The organism is Mesorhizobium sp. WSM4828 (genome assembly GCF_055811175.1).
The window spans coordinates 198,911-218,544 of sequence record NZ_JBVVQK010000001.1 but is presented as its reverse complement, the minus strand read 5'-3'; the positions used below and the strand labels follow the sequence as shown (position 1 = coordinate 218,544).

17 protein-coding genes are annotated in these 19,634 nt (G+C 64.2%); 16 read left to right on the top strand and 1 reads right to left on the bottom strand.

The genetic code is table 11. From position 1 onward, the window contains the following. Positions 1-8 precede the first annotated feature (8 nt). The 16 genes from AC0L2X_RS01145 to AC0L2X_RS01070 all read left to right on the top strand — a co-directional run bounded on the left by AC0L2X_RS01145 (position 9) and on the right by AC0L2X_RS01070 (position 17,661). Positions 9-386: a hypothetical protein gene (locus AC0L2X_RS01145; RefSeq protein ID WP_473553161.1), complete on the top strand. Its 378-nt coding sequence runs from the start codon at positions 9-11 to the stop codon at positions 384-386. A 16-nt stretch (positions 387-402) separates the two neighbouring features. Beyond that, the gene (locus AC0L2X_RS01140) at positions 403-564 is read left to right on the top strand and encodes a hypothetical protein (RefSeq protein WP_473553159.1); all 162 of its coding nucleotides are present in this window, start codon (positions 403-405) and stop codon (positions 562-564) included. 15 nt (positions 565-579) lie between these two features. Beyond that, entirely contained in the window at positions 580-1,980 is a 1,401-nt protein-coding gene (locus AC0L2X_RS01135; protein WP_473553156.1) for an APC family permease, read from the top strand. Positions 1,981-2,026: 46 nt separating this feature from the next. Further along, on the top strand, positions 2,027-2,707 hold the full coding sequence (locus AC0L2X_RS01130; protein WP_473553154.1) for a hypothetical protein: 681 nt from the start codon (positions 2,027-2,029) through the stop codon (positions 2,705-2,707). Further along, positions 2,704-3,030, top strand: coding sequence for a hypothetical protein (locus tag AC0L2X_RS01125; protein WP_352489498.1), 327 nt, complete (start codon positions 2,704-2,706; stop codon positions 3,028-3,030). The genes AC0L2X_RS01130 and AC0L2X_RS01125 overlap by 4 nt, the downstream gene beginning before the upstream one ends. 90 nt (positions 3,031-3,120) lie before the next feature. Further along, positions 3,121-4,014, top strand: coding sequence for a class II glutamine amidotransferase (locus AC0L2X_RS01120; protein ID WP_352660738.1), 894 nt, complete (start codon positions 3,121-3,123; stop codon positions 4,012-4,014). 94 nt (positions 4,015-4,108) lie between these two features. Further along, entirely contained in the window at positions 4,109-4,771 is a 663-nt protein-coding gene (locus AC0L2X_RS01115) for a GltB/FmdC/FwdC-like GXGXG domain-containing protein (RefSeq protein WP_473553671.1), read from the top strand. Between the two features lie 6 nt (positions 4,772-4,777). Next, on the top strand, positions 4,778-6,106 hold the full coding sequence (locus AC0L2X_RS01110) for an FMN-binding glutamate synthase family protein (protein WP_352489496.1): 1,329 nt from the start codon (positions 4,778-4,780) through the stop codon (positions 6,104-6,106). A 33-nt stretch (positions 6,107-6,139) separates the two neighbouring features. After that, positions 6,140-7,447: a type III glutamate--ammonia ligase gene (gene glnT, locus AC0L2X_RS01105; protein ID WP_023673983.1), complete on the top strand. Its 1,308-nt coding sequence runs from the start codon at positions 6,140-6,142 to the stop codon at positions 7,445-7,447. Between the two features lie 36 nt (positions 7,448-7,483). After that, positions 7,484-8,737: a sarcosine oxidase subunit beta family protein gene (locus AC0L2X_RS01100; protein WP_352569362.1), complete on the top strand. Its 1,254-nt coding sequence runs from the start codon at positions 7,484-7,486 to the stop codon at positions 8,735-8,737. Positions 8,738-8,754: 17 nt separating this feature from the next. Then, positions 8,755-9,030, top strand: coding sequence for a sarcosine oxidase subunit delta (locus AC0L2X_RS01095; RefSeq protein WP_473553148.1), 276 nt, complete (start codon positions 8,755-8,757; stop codon positions 9,028-9,030). 226 nt (positions 9,031-9,256) lie between these two features. Then, entirely contained in the window at positions 9,257-12,238 is a 2,982-nt protein-coding gene (locus AC0L2X_RS01090; protein WP_473553146.1) for a sarcosine oxidase subunit alpha, read from the top strand. Beyond that, positions 12,231-12,860, top strand: a complete 630-nt coding sequence (locus AC0L2X_RS01085) for a sarcosine oxidase subunit gamma (RefSeq protein WP_473553143.1) — start codon at positions 12,231-12,233, stop codon at positions 12,858-12,860. The genes AC0L2X_RS01090 and AC0L2X_RS01085 overlap by 8 nt, the downstream gene beginning before the upstream one ends. A 320-nt stretch (positions 12,861-13,180) precedes the next feature. After that, entirely contained in the window at positions 13,181-15,550 is a 2,370-nt protein-coding gene (locus tag AC0L2X_RS01080) for a DUF1989 domain-containing protein (protein WP_473553141.1), read from the top strand. Between the two features lie 55 nt (positions 15,551-15,605). Then, complete coding sequence (locus AC0L2X_RS01075; protein ID WP_473553139.1) at positions 15,606-15,806, top strand: hypothetical protein; 201 nt, start codon at positions 15,606-15,608, stop codon at positions 15,804-15,806. A 145-nt stretch (positions 15,807-15,951) separates the two neighbouring features. Next, positions 15,952-17,661 carry an APC family permease gene (locus AC0L2X_RS01070; protein WP_473553136.1) on the top strand — a complete coding sequence of 570 codons (1,710 nt, stop codon included), beginning with the start codon at positions 15,952-15,954 and terminating at the stop codon, positions 17,659-17,661. A 212-nt stretch (positions 17,662-17,873) separates the two neighbouring features. Here AC0L2X_RS01070 and AC0L2X_RS01065 read toward each other — a convergent pair whose 3' ends face one another. Further along, positions 17,874-19,367 (bottom strand): aldehyde dehydrogenase family protein, encoded by a 1,494-nt coding sequence (locus AC0L2X_RS01065; protein ID WP_473553134.1) that lies wholly within the window; start codon positions 19,365-19,367, stop codon positions 17,874-17,876. Positions 19,368-19,634 lie beyond the last annotated feature (267 nt).

Here is a 19,634-nt window from a genome sequence, read left to right as displayed (position 1 = left end):
GGAGACGCATGGCCCGCTATACACCGCCCGAACAGAGCAAGGCCGGACAGGTTTTCGATATCGCCGTCGTCGTTGTCGCGATTTTCGTCGCGCTGTGGCTGCCGCTGAAACTAGGACTGGCAGGGGCGGCAAAATCCATCGACGCGCTCGACGCCAAGACGTGGGAAGCGCTCGGACAGAACCCGACCATGGCCTCGATCTGGGAAAAGCTCGGCTACACCCCGGAAACTGCGCATGACATCATCCAGAACCGGTTCCACTACATCATCGACTGGCCGACGCTGGTCATCATGGCCGCGGTGCTGATCGGCTATTTCATCTTTCTGTTCCGCGCATCGGACCGCGAATACCGCGACGTCATCGACGAAAAGTTCGGCGACAAATAGATAGGGAAGCATCGTCATGTGGGTGGCACTCTCTTACGCATGCTGGGGCATCTCGATCGTGCTCGCGCTGTGGATGCTCTACGACTGGTTCAAGATCGACACGACCTATTCCGAAGAGACGCTGACCTCGTCGAGGGAAGGCGAACTTGAAGCCGTGTCCGAAAAACACCGGATCTGAGTGGGGGATTGAACGATGACGGTCACGGCTGAACCGGCGGTGCAAGTGCAAGGCGACAGGGTTTCGCTGCTCAGGGTGCTTGGCCCAGCCCATGTCTGGGCGCTCGGCGTCGGCATCGTTCTGGTCGGCGAATTCACCGGCTGGAATTTCGCGGCGGACAAGGGCGGCGCGCTGGCGGCGCTGATCGTGTGCTGGATCGTCGGGCTGCTCTACACGTCGGTGGCGATGATCGATTCCGAAGTTACCTCGACGGTCGCTGCGGCCGGCGGCCAATATGCCCAGGCAAAGCACATTGTCGGGCCGCTGATGGCCTTCAACGTCGCGCTGTTCCTGGTCTTTGCCTACACCATGCTCGAAGTGTCTGACGCGATCCTGCTCGGCGACACGATCGTCGCCAAGGCCGGCGTCGAGGGCCTCAACCACAATTCCTTCATTGCCGCGACCATCGTCGTGCTGGCATGGCTGAACTATCGCGGCGTGCTGATGACGCTCAACGTCAACTTCGTCATCACCGCCATCGCCTATGTCTCGATCGTCATCCTGTTCTTCTCGGTAAGCCCGTGGACGCAAGGCGCGGTGCTGAAGCTGAACGAGCTGGTCACCCCCGGCAACGCCCTGCCCTATGGCTGGATCGGCGTCATCGCCGCCTTCCAGTTCGGCATCTGGTACTATCTCGGCATCGAGGGCACCACGCAGGCGGCCGAGGAAGTGCGCTCGCCGGCGCGCTCGCTGCCTTACGGCACGATGGCCGGCATGATCACGCTTCTGATCGCGGCCGCCATGACCTGGTATGTCTGCGCCTCGCTGATGCCCTGGGAATATCTCGGCATCACCTACTATCCGCTGTGGGACGCGGGAAAATTGACCGGCAGCGCGCTGCTGGAGAACCTGCTGTTTATCGCGACGCTGCTTGCCGCACTCGCCTCCGCCAATGGCTGCATCAACGACGCCGCGCGCGCCTGGTTCTCGCTCGGCCGCGACCGCTATCTGCCGACGTGGTTCTCGGCGGTGCATCCGAAATACCGCACGCCCTATCGCTCGATCCTGTTCCTGCTGCCGATCGCGCTCGCCTTTGCCTTCATCGCCGACCTCAACCAGGCGATCACCTTCTCGATCCTGTCGGGCGTGCTGCAGTACACCTTCATGAGCATCAACATCATCATGTTCAGGAAGAAGTGGCCGCTCGGCTCGATCCGCCGCGGCTACACCCATCCGTTCCATCCGCTGCCGGCGATCGTCTTGTTCTGCCTTTGCGTGGTCACCTTCTTTGCGATCTTCCTCGGCTTCGGCTCGCAGCTGATCGCCATGGTCGCCTTTTACTTCCTGATCTCGCTGTGGTTCCACTTCTACCGCTACAAATTCGTGCGCCGTGGTGCCCAGTTCACCATGCCGTGGCCGAAGCCGCAGGGGTACTGACGGCGCGCCCGGTCTGGGCGGGCATTTGCGTGACGAGGTGCGTTAGGTGATCTCAGCGTTGCTCGCCGGGGCGATTGCCCTGGCTCTCGTCCTCCACATAACCTGGCTTGCGCGCTCGAACCGCGCCAAGGCTTCGACCGCGCTTGCCGCCGACGAAGCGGGGCTTCGCGAAATCATCCCCGACGTGGCCATCATCTCGGATGGCACTGCCGGCGTCGTCACCTTCGCCGGCTCGTGGAACGGCCGGCGGGTGCAGGTGCGGACCATCGTCGACACGCTGGCGATCAGGAAACTGCCGGCGCGCTGGCTGAGCGTTTCGATCACCGAAAAGGTCGCGATACCAGGCACTTTCGATTTGATGATGCGGCCGGGATCGCCGACGGCTTTTTCCAATTTCGATCATCTCGACCACACGCTGCAGACGGCGGCGGGATTTCCGGCCGAGGCGGTGCTGCGGACCGACCGCAAGGGCGTGCGCTTTCCCGAGGCCCTTATCGCCGGTCACCTCGACATCTTTGCCGAGGGGCGCGCCAAGGAATTGCTAATCACGCCGAACGGCGTGCGCATCGTCTGGCTGCTGGCCGAGGCCGAGCGGGCGCGCTACGGCGTATTCCGGCAAGCCGAATTCGGCACGGTCAGGCTCGATCCGGGGCTGATCGAGAGGCTGCTGTCGTCGGCTTCGGCGCTGCGCGATGCCATCAATCGAAGCGAACGGCAGGCGGCATGACCAGCCAGATCACCACCTCCCCCGCACCACCGAGCCCCTATCTGGTTCTGGGCGCTGCGATCGTCTTGCCCGCGAGCGGGCATGTCGTGCTCGGCGTGCCGGTGCGCGGCCTGCAATTCCTGTTCTTCATGGTGATCCTGGCCTGGGTCACCGCCAAGATCGCGCCGCCCGACGCCAGCTTCGTCGGACGCCATGCCGGCGGCTTCCTGATCTATGCCCTGTCGATCCTGGATGCCTATAAGATCGCCCGCATCCGCTATGCCAAATGGGTTCACAATCGCGGTGGGCGCGGCGATAGTGCGCCCGGCCGCGCCCCAGGCTGATGTATAACGACAGGAAAATTTTTTTCATACCAATTGAATTCCCCGGACTCATTCGATACATCTCCAAGGGAACAATCTCGGGAGCCTGACATGTGCGGAATCGTCGGACTGTTTTTGAAGGACAAGTCGCTCGAGCCCCAGCTTGGCGCGATGCTGTCGGAGATGCTGATCTCGCTCAGCGATCGCGGTCCCGACAGCGCCGGCATCGCCATCTATGGCGCGCCCTCCAGTGAAGCCAAGATCACCATCCAGTCGGCCAAGCCGGAGCGCGATTTCCGCGGCCTCGACGCCGAACTCGCCAAGGCAATCGGCGCGCCGGTGAGCATTGCTGCGAAGTCGACGCATGCGGTGGTCCGGACGACGCCTGCCAAGATCGACCAAGCGCGCGAGGCGATCCAGGCGCTGCGTCCCGACATCCGCATCATGGGGGCCGGCGACGTCGTCGAAATCTACAAGGAAGTCGGCCTGCCGGAAGCGGTCGTCGACCGTTTCGGTGTCCGCGAGATGACCGGCACCCACGGCATCGGCCATACCCGCATGGCGACCGAATCGGCGGTGACGACGATGGGCGCGCATCCGTTCTCGACCGGCGCCGACCAGTGCCTGGTGCACAATGGCTCGCTGTCCAACCACAACAATGTCCGGCGCGAGCTGATCCGCGAAGGCATGACATTCGAGACCGAGAACGATACCGAGGTCGCTGCCGCCTATCTCTCCTCGCAAATGGCGCATGGCAAGAACCTGGGCGAGGCGCTGGAAGGTACGCTGAGCGACCTCGACGGCTTCTTCACCTTCGTCGTCGGCACCAAGAACGGTTTCGGCGTGGTGCGCGATCCGATCGCCTGCAAGCCTGCCGTAATGGCCGAAACCGACCAGTATGTCGCCTTCGGCTCGGAATATCGAGCGCTCACCAAACTGCCCGGCATAGACAATGCGAAGGTCTGGGAACCCGAGCCCGCAACCGTCTATTTCTGGGAGCATTGATCTGATGCCGGCAATCAACGCCTTAAATACGGGCAACCTCTCCAAGGCCGCGCGAGAGCCGGGCCAGGCGTCGAGGGTCTTCGACCTGGCCGAAATGTCGCTGCGCGAGCTCAACCAGGCGCTGCACGATCTGGCGCCCGGTTCGAACGAGACCGCCTGGGAAGTACTTCACCCGCGAGGCAGCCATTCGGTCGCCGTCGGCGTCGACCAGCCGGTCGCCATCGATGTCCGCGGCAGCGTCGGCTATTATTGCGGCGGCATGAACGACGGCGGCAGCATCACCGTGCATGGCTCGGCCGGACCCGGCGTCGGCGAAAACATGATGTCCGGCCAGATCGTCGTCAAGGGCGATGCCAGCCAGTATGCCGGCGCCACCGGCAGGGGCGGGTTGCTGGTCATCGAAGGCAACGCGTCGTCACGCTGCGGCATCTCGATGAAAGGCATCGACATCGTCGTGCATGGCAATATCGGCCACATGTCGGCCTTCATGGCGCAATCCGGCAATCTGGTGGTGCTGGGCGATGCCGGCGATGCGCTCGGCGATTCGATCTACGAGGCGCGGCTTTTCGTGCGCGGCAAGGTCGAAAGCCTCGGCGCCGACTGCATAGCCAAGGAGATGCGGCCCGAGCATCTCGAATTGCTGCAAAACCTGCTCGACCGCGCCGGCGTGACCGGCGTCAAGGCGGCGGAGTTCAAGCGCTACGGCTCGGCGCGCACGCTTTACAATTTCAATATCGACAACGCCGACGCGTATTGAGGCTCAATGACCTATCGCAACCCGCCGACGACGCCGCGCAAATCCGCGACCTTCGACGACTACACGCTTTCCGAGATCCGCCGCGCCGCGGCGACCGGCATCTATGATATCAGGGGCGCCGGCGCCAAGCGCAAGCTGCCGCATTTCGACGACCTTCTGTTCCTCGGCGCCTCGATCTCGCGCTACCCGCTCGAAGGCTATCGCGAGCGCTGCGACACCAGCGTCGTGCTCGGCTCGCGCTATGCGAAAAAACCGATCGAGCTGAAAATCCCGATCACCATTGCCGGTATGAGCTTCGGCTCGCTGTCCGGCCCGGCGAAGGAAGCGCTCGGCCGTGGCGCGACCCTGTCGGGCACCTCGACCACCACCGGCGACGGCGGCATGACCGAGGAAGAGCGCGGCCATTCGAAGACGCTGGTCTACCAGTACCTGCCGTCGCGCTACGGCATGAACCCGCGCGATCTGCGCCGGGCCGACGCGATCGAGGTTGTCGTCGGACAAGGTGCGAAACCAGGCGGCGGCGGCATGCTGCTCGGCCAGAAGATCTCCGACCGCGTCGCCGAAATGCGCACGCTGCCGAAAGGCATCGACCAGCGCTCGGCCTCGCGCCACCCCGACTGGACCGGGCCGGACGACCTCGAGATCAAGATCCTCGAACTGCGCGAAATCACCGACTGGGAAAAGCCGATCTACGTCAAGGTCGGCGGCGCGCGGCCCTATTACGATACCGCGCTTGCGGTGAAATCGGGCGCCGATGTTATCGTCGTCGACGGCATGCAGGGTGGCACGGCGGCTACCCAGGAAGTGTTCATCGAAAATGTCGGCCAGCCGACGCTTGCCTGCATCAGGCCGGCCGTGCAGGCGCTGCAGGATCTCGGTATGCACCGCAAGGTGCAGCTGATCGTCTCGGGCGGCATACGCAACGGCGCCGACGTCGCCAAGGCGCTGGCGCTCGGCGTCGACGCGGTGTCGATCGGCACGGCAGCGCTTGTCGCACTCGGCGACAACGACCCGCGCTGGGAAGCGGAATACAACGAGCTCGGCACCACCGCCGGCGCCTATGACGACTGGCATGAGGGACGCGACCCGGCCGGCATCACCACGCAGGATCCCGAGCTAATGAAACGGGTCGATCCGATTGCGGCCGGACGACGGCTGGCGAACTATCTCAAGGTGATGACACTTGAGGCTCAGACAATCGCCCGCGCCTGCGGCAAGAACAGCCTGCACAATCTCGAGCCCGAGGATCTTGTGGCCTTGACGATCGAAGCCGCCGCCATGGCCGGCGTGCCGCTGGCCGGCACCAACTGGATACCGGGCAAGAACGGCTTCTAAAACAAACCAAATGCCAGTAAGCGAGGAACTATAATGGGGAACGATCTCGCCGCCTTCGCCAAGGAGAAGGGCGTCAAATATTTCATGATATCCTACACCGACCTGTTCGGCGGGCAGCGTGCCAAGCTGGTGCCGGCGCAGGCGATCGCCGACATGCAGCGGGACGGTGCCGGCTTTGCCGGTTTTGCCACCTGGCTCGACCTGACGCCGGCGCATCCCGACATGCTGGCCGTGCCGGATCCCGCCTCGGTGATCCAGTTGCCTTGGAAGCCCGAAGTCGCCTGGGTCGCCGCCAACTGCATCATGGACGACAAATCGGTCGAGCAGGCGCCGCGCAACACGCTGAAGCGACTGATCGCGGAGGCCGCTGGCGACGGCATGCACATCAAGACCGGCGTCGAGGCCGAATTCTTCCTGATCTCGCCGGACGGCAAGACGATTTCCGACGAATACGATACGGCGTCGAAACCCTGCTACGACCAGCAGGCGGTGATGCGCCGCTACGACGTGATCGCCGAGATCTGCGATCACATGCTGGCGCTCGGCTGGGGCGCCTACCAGAACGATCATGAGGACGCCAACGGCCAGTTCGAGATGAACTGGGCCTTCGACGATGCGCTGGCGACCGCCGACAAGCATTCCTTCTTCAAATTCATGGTGAAATCCGTTGCCGAAAAGCACGGCTTGCGCGCGACTTTCATGCCGAAGCCGTTCCAGGGCCTGACCGGCAATGGTTGCCATGCGCATATCTCGGTGTGGGACAAGGACGGCAAGACCAATGTCTTCGCCGACAATGCGATGGAGCTCGGCCTGTCGGCCAAGGGCAGGAATTTCCTCGGCGGTATCATGAAACATGCCTCGGCACTTGCCGCCATCACCAACCCGACGGTCAATTCCTACAAGCGCATCAACGCACCGCGCACCATCTCCGGCGCCACCTGGGCGCCGAACACGGTGACCTGGACCGGCAACAACCGAACCCACATGGTGCGCGTGCCTGGTCCCGGCCGCTTCGAGCTGCGCCTGCCCGATGGCGCGGCAAACCCGTATCTGCTGCAGGCCGTGATCATCGCCGCCGGGCTCGACGGCGTCCGCTCCAAGGCCGATCCCGGCCGGCGCTACGACATCGACATGTACCAGTTCGGCCATACGGTCGAGGGCGCGCCGAAGCTGCCGCTCAACCTGCTCGACGCGTTGCGCGAGTTCGACAACGACAAATCGCTCAAGGCGGCGCTGGGTGAGGAATTCTCGTCGGCCTATCTAAAGCTCAAGCAGCAGGAATGGAATTCCTATGCTTCCCACTTCACCCAGTGGGAGCGCGACCACACGCTCGACATCTGATCCGGAATTGTTGCACGCCCGGCGCGAAACAGGTTCATGAAATACTCGATCTTCTCCCTCGCCCGGGCGGCATTTTCCGGCCACAAGAACTGGCAGCGGACCTGGCGCGACGCCAGCCCGAAGAGCCACTACGACGTGGTGATCATCGGCGGCGGCGGCCATGGCCTGGCGACGGCATGGTTCCTCGCCAGCGAATACGGCATCAGGAATGTCGCGGTGCTGGAAAAGGGCTGGATCGGCTCCGGCAATGCCGGCCGCAACACCACCATCATCCGCTCCAATTACGGGCTGCCCGGAAATACCGGTTTCTACGAGCTTTCGATGAAGCTGTGGGAACGCATGGAGCAGGACCTCAACTACAACACCATGGTCAGCCAGCGCGGCGTCATCAACCTTTACCATTCCGACGCACAGCGCGACGCCTATGCGCGGCGCGGCAACACCATGCGCATCAACGGCATCGATGCCGAACTGCTTGATCTGACGGCGGTCAGGAAGATGATGCCGTTCCTGAACTTCGACAATGCGCGCTTTCCAGTGCAGGGCGGGCTTTTGCAGCGACGCGGCGGCACGGCACGCCACGACGCCGTGGTCTGGGGCTATGCGCATGCGGCGAGCGCGCTCGGCGTCGACATCATCCAGAATTGCGAGGTGACCGGCTTTGTCCGCGACGGCAGCGGCAAGGTGACCGGCGTCGAGACGTCGCGCGGCAGGATCGGTGCCGCCAAGGTCGGCATGGCGGTCGCCGGCTCCTCGTCGCGCGTCGCGGCGATGGCCGGCATGCGGCTGCCGATCGAAAGCCATGTGCTGCAGGCCTTCGTCTCGGAGGCGATCAAGCCGCTGATCCCCAATGTCATGACCTTCGGCGCCGGGCATTTCTACGTCAGTCAGTCCGACAAGGGCGGGCTGGTGTTCGGCGGCGACATCGACGGCTACAATTCCTACGCCCAGCGCGGCAATCTGCCTGTCATGGAAGACGTTTGCGAGGGCGGCATGGCGCTGATGCCGATGATCGGCCGGATACGGCTTCTGCGTCAGTGGGGCGGCATCATGGACATGTCGATGGACGGCTCGCCGATCATCGACAAGACGCCGGTCGACGGGCTCTATCTCAACGCCGGCTGGTGCTATGGCGGCTTCAAGGCGACGCCCGGCTCCGGCCTGGTCTTTGCCCATCTGCTGGCGCGCGACGAGCCGCACAAGGAGGCGGCGCGCTTCCGCCTCGACCGCTTCCGGCGAGGTGCGATGATCGACGAAAAGGGCCAGGGCGCCCAACCGAACCTGCATTGAAGGCTGGCTGAAGAAGCATGCGCATTGTCTGTCCCTTCTGCGGCGAACGCGAACTCGGCGAGTTCACCTATCTCGGCGACGCCAAGCCGGCGCGCCCGGCGGCCGGCGCCACCGAAGACGAGGTCTTCGACTACGTCTATCTGCGCGACAATGTCGCCGGGCCGATGAGCGAATACTGGTACCATGGCGGCGGCTGCCGGGCCTGGCTGAAGGTCGCCCGCAACACGCTGACGCATGAGATTTCCTCCGTCGAGCCGGCGGCGGGCGTTGGTGCGAGGCTGGCTGCCAAATGAGTATTCTCTGCCAACTCAGCGCTGCCCCTCATCCGCCTGCCGGCACCTTCTCCCCGTATAGAGACGGGGAGAAGGGATATGGCCGCAACCTCGGCGCCCTTCCTGTCACGCTGGAGATTAGCGAAACCCTCAACGAAGGCGTCCTTCTCCCCGTCACTATACGGGGAGAAGTGCCCGGCAGGGCGATGAGGGGCAGCGCGGCGCCCGTGCATGGGGGCCGGCAAACGTGACCTCCAGCCAGCCCTATCGTCTCGTATCGGGCGGTCTCATCGATCGTTCCGCGCCGCTGGGCTTCCGCTTCGACGACAAGAGCTTTGCCGGCTTCCAGGGCGACACGCTGGCCTCGGCGCTGATCGCCAATGGCGTCAAGCTGGTCGGCCGCTCGTTCAAATACCATCGGCCGCGCGGCATCCTGACCGCTGGATCCGAAGAGCCCAACGCGTTGGTCGAACTGCGCAGCGGTGCGCGGCGCGAGCCGAACACCAAGGCGACCACAGCCGAACTTTATGACGGGCTCGAAGCGGCCAGCCAGAACCGCTGGCCGTCGCTGCGCCATGATCTGATGGCGGTCAACCAGCTGTTTGCGCCAATCTTCGTCGCCGGCTTCTACTACAAGACCTTCATGTGGCCGGCGAAATTCTGGGAAGCGGTCTACGAGCCGGCGATCCGCCGCGCCGCCGGCCTCGGACGCGCTGCCGGCGTCGCCGATCCCGACCATTACGACAAGGCGTGGGCGCATTGCGATGTGCTGATCGCCGGTTCCGGCCCGGCCGGACTGGCGGCGGCATTGGCGGCGGGGCGCAGCGGCGCCCGCGTCATCCTGTGCGAGGAAGACTTTGCGTTCGGCGGCCGTCTGCTTGCCGACGGCGGCACGATCGACGGCGAGCCGGCAGCCGAATGGATTACGCGCACGCTGGGGGAACTCGCCGCGCTCCCCGATGTCCGCATCATGAACCGCACGACACTGTTCGGCGTCTATGATGGCGGCACCTATGGCGCCATCGAGCGGGTCAACGACCACCTGCCCTCGCCGCCCGAGCACCAGGTGCGCCAGCGACTGTGGCGGATCGTAGCCAGGCGTTGCGTCGTTGCCGCCGGCGCCATCGAGCGGCCGATCGTCTTTGCCGGCAACGACACGCCGGGCGTGATGATGGCTTCGGCGATGCGGACTTATGTCGCGCGCTACGCGGCGACGCCGGCAAGGCGGATCGCCCTATTCACCAACAATGAGGACGGCTGGCGCACGGTCGAGACCGCGCTTGCCGCCGGTCTGCAGATCGCGGCGGTGATCGATGGACGCCCGGACGTCTCCGCCGCGCATCGCGCGCTTGCCGCCAAAGGCGGCTTTGCCGTGCTCAACGGCTCGGTCAGCGGGGTCGAGGGCGGCAAGGACGGCGTTAGGAAAATTGCGGTGGCGCTCACCGGCGGCGCACGCGCCGAGGTCGAGGCAGACGGACTTGCCGTCTCCGGCGGCTGGAATCCGGCGGTCGGGCTGACTTCCTATCATCGCGGCCGGCCGAAATGGCAGGACGATATTGCAGCCTTCGTGCCGGACGGCGCGCCACCCGGCATGGTGGCCGTCGGCGCCGCCAACGGCGCCTTCGGACTTGGCGAGTGCCTGCGCCAGGGCTTTGCCGCCGGATCGGCAGCAGCACAAGGCGCCGGACGCGGCGGCAATGCCGGCACGCCGCCGGTCGCCGACGAAGAAGCCTTTTCGCTGACGCCGCTCTGGCATGTCGCCGGCAAAGGGAAAGCCTTCGTCGACTACCAGCATGACGTGACCGCGTCCGACATCGAACTGGCGCAGCGCGAAGGTTTCGAATCGGTCGAGCATCTCAAGCGCTATACGACGCTCGGCATGGCCACCGACCAGGGCAAGACCTCGAACGTCGCCGGTCTCGCCATCATGGCGGCAATCAGCGGCAAATCGATCCCCGAAACCGGCACGACGATCTATCGCCCGCCCTATGTGCCGGTCGCCATCGGCGCCTTCGCCGGCCATCATCGCGACGAGAACTTCCATGCGACAAGGCTGACGCCGTCGCATCACTGGGCAGCCGAACAGGGCGCGGTGTTCGTCGACACCGGCCTGTGGAAGCGCGCGCAATGGTATCCGCGCGCCGGCGAAAAGGACTGGCTGGAATCGGTCACCCGAGAGGTCAAGGCGGTGCGCTCCGGCGTCGGCTTCTGCGACGTCTCGACACTCGGCAAGATCGACGTGCACGGCCCGGATGCCGGCGCCTTCCTCGACCGCGTCTACATCAACACCTTCTCCAGTCTTGCCGTCGGCAAAGCCCGCTACGGGCTGATGCTGCGCGAGGACGGCATCGTCTATGACGACGGCACCACGTCGCGGCTGGCCGAGGATCACTACTTCCTGACCACCACCACCGCCAAGGCCGGGCTGGTGATGCAGCATCTCGAATTCTGCCGGCAGGTGCTGTTCCCCGAATTCGACGTGCAGTTGACCTCGGTCTCCGACCAGTGGGCGCAGTTCTCGGTCGCCGGGCCGAAGACGCGGGACCTGCTTCGCGAAATCGTCGACCCTGCCGAGGATTTGTCGAACGAGGGCTTTCCGTTCATGGGCGCGCGGGAAGTGCTACTCGGCGGCGGCATCAGGGCACGGCTGTTTCGCATCTCGTTCTCCGGCGAGATGGCGTTCGAGATCTCCGTTCCGGCCCGCTATGGCGACGCGCTGGTGCGCAATTTGATGCTGGCCGGCAAGCCGTTCGGCGTGACGCCCTACGGTACCGAGGCGCTCGGCGTCATGCGCATCGAAAAGGGCCATGTCGCCGGCCCGGAGCTGAACGGCACGACGACCGTCGCCGACCTTGGTCTCGGCAAGATGATGTCGACCAAGAAGGATTTCATCGGCCGCGTCATGGCCGGGCGCGAGGCGCTGATTGCGCCGGACCGGCAGGTCGTCATCGGCATCAAGCCGACGGACAAGACGCGCCGCCTGCGCTCCGGGGCGCATATCATCCCGAAGGACAAGACACCCGGTCCCGATAACGACCAGGGCTACGTCACCTCGGTCTGCTTCTCGCCGGTGCTCGACCAGTGGATCGGGCTTGGCCTGGTCGAACGAGGCCGCGATCGCATTGGCGAGATCGTCCATGCGCATGATCCACTGCGCGGCGAAGACTACGATGTCGAGCTGTGCAGTCCCGTCTTCTACGATCCGGATGGAGGGCGCCAGCGTGGCTGAGTTTTCCTGGATTGCCCGCAGTCCGCTGGAGAAGGCGCTTGTTGTCGGCGGCTATGGCGCGCGCGGCACGGCGGCCGGCGTATCGCTCATCGAGATCCGCAATTTCGACCTGATCCAGGTGATGGCGCGGCGCGGCAAAGCGGCAGAACTGGCGAAGGCTGCCGAAGCCCGCTTCGGCGTTGCCGCCCCGGTAACGCCCAAGGCGGTCCGAGTTCCCGACGCTACGCTGATCTGGTCGGGACCGGATCAGTTCCTGGTCCTGTCCAATGGCGGCAAGCACGCGATCGAACCGCTGAGCCAGGCGTTTGCGCAATCCGCCTCGTTGTCCCACCAGTCGCATGCCCGCGTGCTGATCAGCGTTTCGGGAGAAAAGGCACGCGCGATGCTGGCCAAACTGTCGTCGCTGGACCTGCACCCCGCGGCGTTCCCGGCCGGCACCGCTGCCGCGACATCGATCGACCATACCAGCATCAATTTCTGGCGCGGCAATGACCGGACGGACGGACGGGCGGTGTTCAACCTTCTGGTGTTCGCGACCTTCGCCGAAAGCCTGTGGCACACGATGCTCGATGCCGCCGCGGAATATGGCGTCGACATCGGGCATTCCGAGGAGTTGGGGTAAACTATCTGCGTCGGCGCCGCCCCTCATCTGCCTGCCGGCATCTTCTCCCCGTATAGTGACGAGGAGAAGGGGCTTGCCGCGACGGCTGCGCCTTTCCTGCAACGCCGATAATTGGCGAAATCGTTGGTGACAGGATCTTTCTCCCCGTCACTATACGGGGAGAAATGCCCGGCAGGGCAATGAGGGGCAGGGCCGACGTCGGAAAGGTAAGGCCGAGCTGCCCCACCTTCACCTTGCCAACTCCGGCTCTTCTGCCCTATTCTTCCCGCTAAAATAATTTCACACACAGGCAAACTTGTTTCTCGGACCACAGGGTTGAGATGAGCCAGTCGCCCTACCCCGTAATCGCCGCCGGACCGCCGCGGCCGAGCCTGATCTTGCGGCCAGGCCAGATTGCGCTGCCGGCCGGGATGGAGCGCCATTCGGTTCAGGGCAATGGCGCGGTGCTGATCGAGGTCGAGGCCGGCGATACGATCAGCGTGCGCAACGTCGAAGGTGGGCAGGCCTGCGAGCTGCTGGCATGGGATAGCGGCGGCGCGACCGATCCCGGCATTTTTGGCGAGAAATCGAACAGCAATGCCGCCGGCATCAAGGCGCTGCTGGCCGAGGGCGACGATAGCCTCGCTTCGTTGCGCCGGGGGCTCAAGCGACGCCAGGTGCGGCTCGACCAGGCAAAGGCGGTTCGCGTCTTCGGCGGCGCCACCCCTGCCGGTACCGAACAAGCGTTTACCGTCGCCCGCGATGGGTCGATGGTGATTGCGGCGCCCGGTGGTCCGATGCTGGTCGACGGCCACGACACCGCGACGCCGCTCAGCGTCATCGTACGGCGCGCCACCATCCGCCCGGCGGCGAAATCCAGGCTTGCCGACCCGCTGGCCGATCCCGTGCTCGACCTGCGCGTCCATTCGGCGACGGCGGAGGCCTATTTCGTCAAAGCCGGCGACTATCTGCAGATCATCGATGTCGACGGGCGCCAATGTACAGATTTCCAGTGCTTTTCGGCGCGCAAGTTGGACAAGGGACGCGATCATCCGCTCGACGTGACGACGACGCGCACGCTGATGGGTTCGAGCTATCCAATGCCCGGCCTGCATTCGAAATATTATGACCAGGACATGGAGCCGCTGGTCGAGGTTATCCAGGACACTTGCGGCCGGCACGATGCATTCGCGCTCGCCTGCGCGGCCAAATATTACGACGACATCGGCTACCCCGGCCATCCCAACTGCTCGGAGAATTTCAACCGGGCGCTAGCCGACAAGGGTGTGACGCCCCGCGCCGGCTGGATGGCGATCAACTTCTTCTTCAACACGGCGATCGACGCGCATGGCGTCGTGGTTTCCGACGAGCCGTGGTCGCGGCCGGGCGACTATGTGCTGCTGCGCGCCTTGACCGACATCGTCTGCGTCTCGTCCGCCTGCCCCGACGATACGACGCCGGCCAATGGCTGGAACCTGACCGACATCCATGTGCGAACATATTCCGGCCAGCACAAATTCTCGCGAGCGATCGCCAGACGCATGACGCCCGATTCGGAACCGAAAATGACCCGCGAGACCGCCTTTCATTCGAGCTTTGCCAAGCACACCCGCAACTTCGTCGAGTACAAGGGCTATTGGCTGGCCAATTCCTTCGCCAGGCAAGGGCCGATCGACGAATACTGGGCCTGCCGGCAGGACGCCGTGATCATGGACCTGTCGCCGCTGCGCAAGTTCGAGGTCACCGGGCCGGACTCGGAAGCGCTGCTGCAATACACGCTGACCCGCGACATCAAGAAGCTCGGCGTCGGCCAGGTCGTCTATTCCGCCATGTGCTACGAGCATGGCGGCATGATCGACGACGGCACGCTGCTTCGGCTCGGCAAGGATAATTTCCGCTGGGTCGGCGGCGACGATCTATCCGGCGAATGGCTGCGAGAAACGGCGCAAAAACTCGGCCTCACCGTGCTGGTCCGCTCGTCGACCGACCAGATGCACAACGTCGCCGTGCAGGGACCGAAAAGCCGCGACATCCTCAGAGAGATCATCTGGACCTCGCCGCTGCAGCCGTCGATCGACGAGCTCGAATGGTTCCGTTTCGCGGTCGCCCGCATCGACGGCGGCAACGGCATTCCGGTCGTGGTTTCGCGCACCGGTTACACCGGCGAGCTCGGCTACGAGATCTGGTGCCATCCGCGCGACGCCGAAAAGGTGTTCGACGCGATCTGGCAGGCCGGCCAGCCGCACGGCCTGAAGCCGATGGGGCTGCAGGCGCTGGATATGGTGCGTATCGAGGCCGGGCTGATCTTTGCCGGCTACGAGTTTTCCGACCAGACCGATCCGTTCGAGGCCGGCATCGGCTTCACCGTGCCGCTGAAGACCAAAAGTGACGATTTCATCGGCCGCGAGGCGCTGATCCGGCGCAAGGAAAACCCGCAGAAGAAGCTGGTCGGCCTCGACATCGAAGCCAATGTCGCGGTCGGCCACGGCGATTGCGTGCATGTCGGCCGGGCCCAGATCGGCGTCGTCACCTCCGGCATGCGCTCGCCGGTGCTGAACAAGACCATCGCGCTGGCCAGGCTCGACGTCGCGCATTCGGCGATCGGCACCGAGGTCGAGATCGGCAAGCTCGACGGCCACAGCAAGCGGCTGCCGGCGCGCGTCGTCGCCTTTGCCCATTACGACCCGCAAAAGACCAGACCGCGCTCCTGATCGACGCTGCCTGGTTCTTCCCTTCTCCCCTTCTTCCCTTGTGGGAGAAGGTGGATTGGCGCGCAGCGCCAAGACGGTTCAGGGGTGCTGGACGAAGTGCGGTTTTGCCAAGCTGGAACACCCCTCATCGACCGAGCTACGCTCGGCCACCTTCTCCACAAGGGGAGAAGGAAAGACCGCACCTGTTGGCAGCGCCAACGAAGCTCGCCTGTTTCACAAGCGCAATGTGCATAGCGTCACAAAGCGCTTGACGTGAAAGCGCGTTGGGTCAATCTTCACTGCTAAGAAAAAAATACTACTGAGCGGAAAACGCCTGGGCCGGTCAACGTGAGCGTCGATGACGCCTCGCGGGATTGCGGCTGTTGCCGATGGGGAACATCAAAAATGGGGAATCCACGTAAATGAGCACGATAGTCACCACCCTGGTGCCGCCTGCCGAAGGGCAGCTGCACCGGAACATCGATTGGCGCGGCGCCTTCTGGGTGGCAAGCGGCGTTCCGGCCCTTGTCCTGTTTTCGATCGGCGGCATTGCCGGCACCACCGGAACGCTGGCCTTCCTGATCTGGACGGTATCCATGATGATGGGCTTCCTGCAGTCCTTCACCTATGCGGAAATCGCCGGGCTGTTCCCGAACAAATCCGGCGGCGCCTCGGTATACGGCGCCACTGCCTGGCTGCGTTACTCCAAATTCATCGCGCCGCTTTCGGTGTGGTGCAACTGGTTCGCCTGGTCGCCGGTGCTGTCGCTCGGCTGCTCGATCGCCGCCGCCTATATCCTCAACGCACTGGCGCCGGTGCCGCTGTTCACCGACACCTCGCCGGAAGTCGCCGCCTATATCGCGGCCCATGCTGGAACCAGCGCCGCCGACGCCATCACCGCAGTCACCGCGGCGGCGACGCCGGCGATCCGCAGCTGGACGCTCTACGGCCACACGCTTGGCCCGGTTTCCTTCACCTTCAACGCCACCTTCTTCATCGGTGCGGTGCTGATGCTGATCATCTTTTCGATCCAGCATCGCGGCATCCTGGGCACGGCCAATGTGCAGAAATATATCGGCCTGCTGGTTATCATCCCGATGCTGATCGTCGGCGTGGTGCCGATCGTCACCGGCCAGATCAACTGGACAAACTTCTCGCCGCTGGTGCCGCTTGCGGCAGCCTATGCGCCGGAGCCCGGTGCGTGGAACATCGCCGGCTGGACGCTGGTGCTCGGCGGCATGTTCATCGCGGCATGGTCGACCTACGGTTTCGAGACCGCCGTCTGCTACACCTCCGAGTTCAAGAACCCCGGCACCGATACCTTCAAGGCGATCTTCTACTCCGGCCTGTTATGCATGCTGCTGTTCATCCTGGTGCCATTCACCTTCCAGGGCGTGCTCGGCTTGAACGGTATGCTGGCGACGCCGATCGTCGACGGCTCCGGCGTTGCCGATGCGCTGGCCGGCATGGTCGGCGGCGGACAGCTGATCCACAGCCTGCTGGTCATGCTGATGATCCTGGCGCTGGTGCTCTGCATCATGACGGCGATGGCCGGCTCTTCGCGCACGCTCTACCAGGGTTCGGTCGACGGCTGGCTGCCGCGCTACCTCAGCCACGTCAACGAGCATGGTGCGCCGACGCGGGCGATGTGGACCGACCTGATCTTCAACCTGATTGTGCTGGCCATCGCTTCGGCCGACGCGACGAGCTTCTTCTTCATCCTGGCGGTGTCGAATTGCGGCTACATCATCTTCAACTTCCTCAACCTCAATGCCGGCTGGATCCACCGCATCGACAATGGCCACATTGCGCGGCCATGGAAGGCGCCGAGCTGGCTGCTCGGCCTCGGCGCGATCCTTGCCTATGTCAACGCGGTCTTCATGGGCGCCGGCGCCAAGGTCTGGAACCCGATGGCATTGTGGGCCGGGCTGATCACTGCAGCCTTGATCATCCCGGTGTTCTGCTTCCGGCATTACATCCAGGACAAGGGCAAGTTCCCCGACCATATGCTGGCCGATCTCGGCATGAGCTCGTCCGACCTTACGGTGCGAAAGGCAGGCATGCTGCCCTATCTGACGCTGGTCGCCGGCGTCGCGGTGATGCTGCTCGCCAACTGGCTGTTCGTCATCTGAGGCTTGCCTTGAGGGATCGGGTGCGCCATGCGCCCGATCCCCTGCCGGAACATCGAGACGCCCGGCACGTCGATTATTTGAGGCATAGCCCTATTTTGTTCTTGCTTTGTGCCGGCAGCTATGCTACTAATTTGGTTATGGTGCTAACTGGCTCCAAAAGACCCGCCCCTCCAGGGCGGGTTTTTCGTTTCTGACCCTGTTTGGCGCAAGGCTCAGTCGATCTTGATGAACACGCCCTTGGTGTTGAGATACTCGTCGAGGTGCTCGGCGCCGCCCTCGCGGCCGTAACCGCTCATCTTGTAGCCGCCGAACGGCACGGCCGGATCGATGGCGTGATAGGTGTTGATCCAGACCGAGCCGGCGCGGATCTTGCGCGACAGCTGGTGGGCGGTGGCGAGATTTTGGGTGAAGACCCCTGCAGCCAGGCCGTAGGGCGTGTTGTTGGCCCGCTCGACCGCCTCGTCCAACGTGTCGAACGGCAAGGCTGAAATCACCGGCCCGAAGATCTCCTCGCGGGCGATCTTCATCTCGTCCGAGACGTCGGCAAAGACAGTCGGAGCGACGAAATTGCCGGCGGCAAGCGCGCCTTCCACAAGCCGGGTGCCTCCGGTGACGAGTTTCGCCCCTTCCGCGGTGCCGGCTTCGAGGTAACCAGTGACCCGCTGCAGCTGCTTTTCGGAGACCAGCGGACCGATCTCGGTCGCCGGGTCGATGCCGTCGCCGACCCTGAGACCCTTGGCATATGCCGCGAGCCGCTCGACGAACTCGTCATGGACGGCGCGTTCGACAAACAGGCGCGAACCGGCAATGCAGATCTGGCCGGAATTGGCAAACACCGACATCGCCGCCACCGGCACCGCTTTGTCGAGATCGGCATCGGCGCAGACGATGACCGGCGATTTGCCGCCGAGCTCCAGCGAGACGCGCTTGAGATTGCCGGCCGAGGCCCGCACGATCGACTGGCCGGTTGCCGTCGAGCCGGTGAAGACGATCTTGTCGACGCCCATATGCTCGGCGAGTGCCGCGCCCGCCTCCGCGCCGGTGCCGGTGACAATGTTGACGACGCCGTCCGGCACGCCGGCCTCGTTCATGATGTCGGCGATCAAAAGTGGCGTCAGCGGCGCCTCTTCCGACGGTTTCAGCACGATGGTGCAGCCGGTCGCCAGCGCCGGGCCGATCTTCCAGATCGACGCTGCCGTCGGTGCGTTCCACGGGATGATGGCGCCGACGACGCCGACCGGCTCCTTGCGGGTGAAGGAGACGATTTCGCCGGGCAGCGAGTTTTCGATCGTCTCGCCGTGCAGCGCCGTCGCCATGCCTGCATAATAGCGCAGCATGCCGATGACGCGGTTGCGATTGGCGCGGGTGCGCACGATCGGCATACCCATGTCGGTGGTGTCGGAGAGGCTGATCTCTTCCCAGTGCTTTTCGAAGAGGTCGGCGATCCTCAGCAGCAGCACCTGCCGCTCATAAGGCTTGAACCGGCTCCACGGGCCCTCGAACGCATTGCGGGCAGCAGTCACCGCCAAGTCGACGTCCTGGCGGTCGCCGCGCGGCACCGTGGCGATGGCCGCGCCGGTGGCGGGGTTGCGGCTCTCCATGGTCCGGCCGGAGCGGGCATCGACCCAGCCACCGCCGACGAACATCTGGCGATGGCGCCCGTCGATCGGCAGCCGCAGCGGTGCCTTTGTCTGAGCCATGGTCATGACGGTCCTCCAACCAAGCACGCTAGTCTCTGTTGGGTGATCTGTAACGAATTTGTTGGTATCGCCAAGAGGCGTGATCGGTATCACGCCAAGTGGAATCGCTTCAGACCAATTGTCGATCTCGGCGCCGCCCCTCATCGCCCTGCCGGGCACTTCTCCCCGTATAGAGACGGGGAGAAGGGGCTGGCCGCAACCTCAGTGCCCTTTTGCAGCGCTGGACATTGGCGAAATCCTGGCGAGGCGTCCTTCTCCCCGTCACTATACGGG

Bases quoted from the DNA above. Each gene is read 5' to 3' on its own strand.
- AC0L2X_RS01145 (WP_473553161.1), top strand. From the start codon at position 9: ATGGCCCGCTATACACCGCCCGAACAGAGCAAGGCCGGACAGGTTTTC.
- AC0L2X_RS01140 (WP_473553159.1), top strand. From the start codon at position 403: ATGTGGGTGGCACTCTCTTACGCATGCTGGGGCATCTCGATCGTGCTC.
- AC0L2X_RS01135 (WP_473553156.1), top strand. From the start codon at position 580: ATGACGGTCACGGCTGAACCGGCGGTGCAAGTGCAAGGCGACAGGGTT.
- AC0L2X_RS01125 (WP_352489498.1), top strand. From the start codon at position 2,704: ATGACCAGCCAGATCACCACCTCCCCCGCACCACCGAGCCCCTATCTG.
- AC0L2X_RS01120 (WP_352660738.1), top strand. From the start codon at position 3,121: ATGTGCGGAATCGTCGGACTGTTTTTGAAGGACAAGTCGCTCGAGCCC.
- AC0L2X_RS01115 (WP_473553671.1), top strand. From the start codon at position 4,109: ATGTCGCTGCGCGAGCTCAACCAGGCGCTGCACGATCTGGCGCCCGGT.
- AC0L2X_RS01110 (WP_352489496.1), top strand. From the start codon at position 4,778: ATGACCTATCGCAACCCGCCGACGACGCCGCGCAAATCCGCGACCTTC.
- glnT (WP_023673983.1), top strand. From the start codon at position 6,140: ATGGGGAACGATCTCGCCGCCTTCGCCAAGGAGAAGGGCGTCAAATAT.
- AC0L2X_RS01100 (WP_352569362.1), top strand. From the start codon at position 7,484: ATGAAATACTCGATCTTCTCCCTCGCCCGGGCGGCATTTTCCGGCCAC.
- AC0L2X_RS01095 (WP_473553148.1), top strand. From the start codon at position 8,755: ATGCGCATTGTCTGTCCCTTCTGCGGCGAACGCGAACTCGGCGAGTTC.
- AC0L2X_RS01080 (WP_473553141.1), top strand. From the start codon at position 13,181: ATGAGCCAGTCGCCCTACCCCGTAATCGCCGCCGGACCGCCGCGGCCG.
- AC0L2X_RS01070 (WP_473553136.1), top strand. From the start codon at position 15,952: ATGAGCACGATAGTCACCACCCTGGTGCCGCCTGCCGAAGGGCAGCTG.
- AC0L2X_RS01065 (WP_473553134.1), bottom strand. From the start codon at position 19,367: ATGACCATGGCTCAGACAAAGGCACCGCTGCGGCTGCCGATCGACGGG.